The following is a 3,212-nucleotide window of genomic DNA, read 5'->3' as shown; positions in this document are numbered from 1 at the left end:
TCAAGTGGAGCTACGAGACCGGCGGCGCCGTGGTCTCATCCCCCGCGGTGGATGTGGACGGCTCGGTGTATGTCGGCTCGAAGGACGGCTACCTGTACGCCCTGACCCGTAGCGGTGCGCTCAAGTGGCGTTTCCAGACCGACGCGGCGATCTACGCCTCGCCCGCCCTGGCCCAGGACGGCACCGTGTATGTCGGCTCGCTGGACGGCAAGCTCTACGCTCTCGGCCGGGACGGGGAGCTGCTCTGGAGCTACAGCACCGGCGACCGTATCTACTCCTCGGCCGTGATCGGTTACCAGGGTGAAATCATCTTCGGCTCCAACGATTTCTCGGTGTACGCGCTCAATCCGGACGGCAGCCTGAAATGGAGCTACGCCACCGGCGGAGAGGTAATCGCCTCGCCGGCCATCGACCAGGACGGCACCGTGTACGTGCCCTCCAACGACTGGAATTTCTACGCCTTCCAGCCGGACGGCAGCCTGAAATGGAGCTATCCGCTCCAGATGCCGGTCTGGAGTTCGCCCACGATCAGCATGGAAGGCAATATCTTCGACGGAACTTGCGGCGCGGCGAGACAGTATGGCGACAGTTCCATACCGGAGGGCCAATACCCGCTTACGGGCACCACGTTACTGCAGGCCTTCGAGCTGATGAGTTCGGGAGATGCGATAAGATTCACGGTGAGCGGCGGCTCGGGGGATGAGCACGGCAGTTACGCCGAGGGCTACACCGGCACTTTTGTCACCGCGGTCTCCGGCCGCTCGATGCTGCTCCTGGACGACGGGATCAACCCCGGCGGCGGCACCACCTCCGGAAGCCCGACCCACGGTTTCGAGGGCCACACCAGCTGGCCGCGCTTCCGTCACGACAGCCGCAACACCGGCAACGTGAACACCTCGCTCGAAATACCTAAGTTCGACCTCGGCTTCCAGATTGTCTACTCCACCTGCGACATCGACCGTGACGGTGCGGTGACCATGTTCGACGCGATAGCGCTGCTCCGGGGCATCCAGAGGGGCCAGTACTCCTTCGGCATGGACCGGGACAACGACGGCGCGGTGAATTTCGTGGACGTGATCCGGTTCCTGCTGGACATGCGCGACGGCACCTGCAACCTCGGCAGTCCGATCTCCCTGGCCAGCGCGGAAAATCAGAAGGGGCTGGAGGAGTTGCAGTCCCTGGCCACCCTGAACAAGGCGGAGCTCGAGCAGGCCCTGGCCACGATGGACCTCTCCGACGAGGACCGTCAGGCGGTCGGGATGATGCTGAACGGCCTGGCCCCAGGGGCCGCGCTGCCCAAGGCTTTCTCGCTGGCCCAGAACTCGCCCAACCCGTTCAACCCCTCCACCACCATCGCCTACGAGGTGCCCGAGGGTGCGAACCAGACTGTCCAGTTGAGCGTGTTCGATGTCCGCGGACGGAAGGTCCGTCAGCTGGTGGACGGGATGGCGGAGCCAGGAAAGCATTTCGCTTTCTTCGACGGACGGGATGATCTTGGCCGTGAGCTGCCCAGCGGTGTATATTTCTACCGTCTGAGTGCCGGCTCGTTCAGCCAGACCAGGAAGATGATCCTGCTTAAATAGCATCTTTCCTGGAGAAAGACAGCGCCGCCGGTGTCACGCCGGCTCCGGCGGCGCTGGTTATTCGTCGATCGGCCGCATCTTATTTGTGACCGTTGGCATGTCTGAAGGCATTTCCGGAGACCCGCTATGCGACTCACAAAGACACCGTTCAGCCTCTGCCTCGCCGCGTGTTTCCTGAGCCAGGCCATACCCGCCTGGGCTGCGGTCAAGATCATGAATTACAAGGATTTCTCCAGCAAGTACGGCACCGCCCAGGTGCTGGACCTGGCCCTGGATTCACTTGGGGGCCCCTGGTGCGCCGTTTTGGACAAGGCCACGCTCAACACGGGCGCCGGCGACATCCAGGACCGGGGCGCGCTGCTCAACTACCGTAGCGTCGGTGGCGGGAGCTGGGCCACTGTCAGCCTGGGCAAGCAGGACTCGCCGCGGCTCGTCTCGCGGGCCGTGGCCGCCGGACCCGGAGTGACTGTCTGGTCGGCCGTGGGCCGTACGATCCGTAAAGTGACCCAGTTCGAACAATACAAGTACAACCTGGATGAGTTCGATTTCTCCTCCACCCAGGGGACTGTCACGGTGATACCGGAGGACGGCTCCAAAACCTACGATACCACAACCTCGGGCCTGGATTTCGGCGCCTGCAACGACATCGCGGTCGATGCGGCCGGCAATGTCTGGCTGGCCTGCAGCGGCGGGATATTCCTGCTGGACGGCTCGACCCGGCTGGGCGCGGCCCTGGCCGGCAGCGGCCTTTCCCCCTGGAAACAGGCCGTGCGGGTGGGTGACGGCTACACCTCGTGCATCGCCCTGGACCGCAGTGGCGGAGCCTATTTCGGGACCCGCTCCTCGGGCGTGCTCAAGTATGACGGGCAGAAATGGTCGCAGGCCGCCGCTCCCGGCGCGCCGGTTACCGCCATCACAGTCGGTCCTCAGGGCCGTCTGTGGTTCGCCACCGCCCCGGTCGCGGGCGTGATGGGCATCCATCAGCTGGAGAACGGCGCCCTGAAGAGCCAGAATTTCACGGTCGGCGGCGCCGACCGCTGGAATGAAGTCTCGTCGATGGCTTTCGACAACCAGGGCAAGCTCTGGGTCGGCACCCTCGGCGGCGGAGTAAAAGTTTACAACGGCACAGCCTGGACCGGCTACGGGACAGCGGACGGCCTGGCCAGCGACGTGGTCAACGCCGTGCTGGTCGAATCCGCGGACAGGGTCTGGTTCGGCACCGATGAGGGGGTCAGCCTCCTGCTGTTCACCAACTCGCCCGATCCAGCCCGGGCGGCGGATGCACATATCCTCAAAAGCGCCCAGCTAACGGACAGCGCGGGCGTCTTCTTCGTCGGCCGCCTGAACGGTAAGTTCATCGCCGGCATGGGCCCGGGGTTCAACAACGAAGTAAAGTGGTCTTTCAACACCGGTGGAACGATCCTGTCCTCGCCCGCCGCCGACCGTAACGGGGTGTTGTATTTCGGCTCGGGTGACAAGAAAATCTATGCCCTCTACCCGAACGGCCAGCTCAAGTGGAGCTACGAGACCGGCGGCGCCGTGGTCTCATCCCCCGCGGTGGATGTGGACGGCTCGGTGTATGTCGGCTCGAAGGACGGCTACCTGTACGCCCTGACCCGTAGCGGTGCG

At 64.1% G+C, this 3,212-nt stretch carries 2 protein-coding genes; both read left to right on the top strand.

Annotation, left to right across the window (positions count from 1 at the left end):
• Window positions 1-1,583, top strand: a 1,583-nt coding sequence (locus LLH00_14680; GenBank protein ID MCE5272522.1) for a PQQ-binding-like beta-propeller repeat protein, incomplete at its 5' end; no start/stop codon positions are given.
• Between the two features lie 126 nt (window positions 1,584-1,709).
• Window positions 1,710-3,212, top strand: a 1,503-nt coding sequence (locus LLH00_14675) for a PQQ-binding-like beta-propeller repeat protein (protein ID MCE5272521.1), incomplete at its 3' end; no start/stop codon positions are given.

The organism is bacterium, from assembly GCA_021372515.1.
In the GTDB taxonomy this organism is placed as follows: Bacteria; Gemmatimonadota; Glassbacteria; order GWA2-58-10; family GWA2-58-10; genus JAJFUG01.
This window is presented reverse-complemented; position numbering and strand designations above follow the sequence as displayed.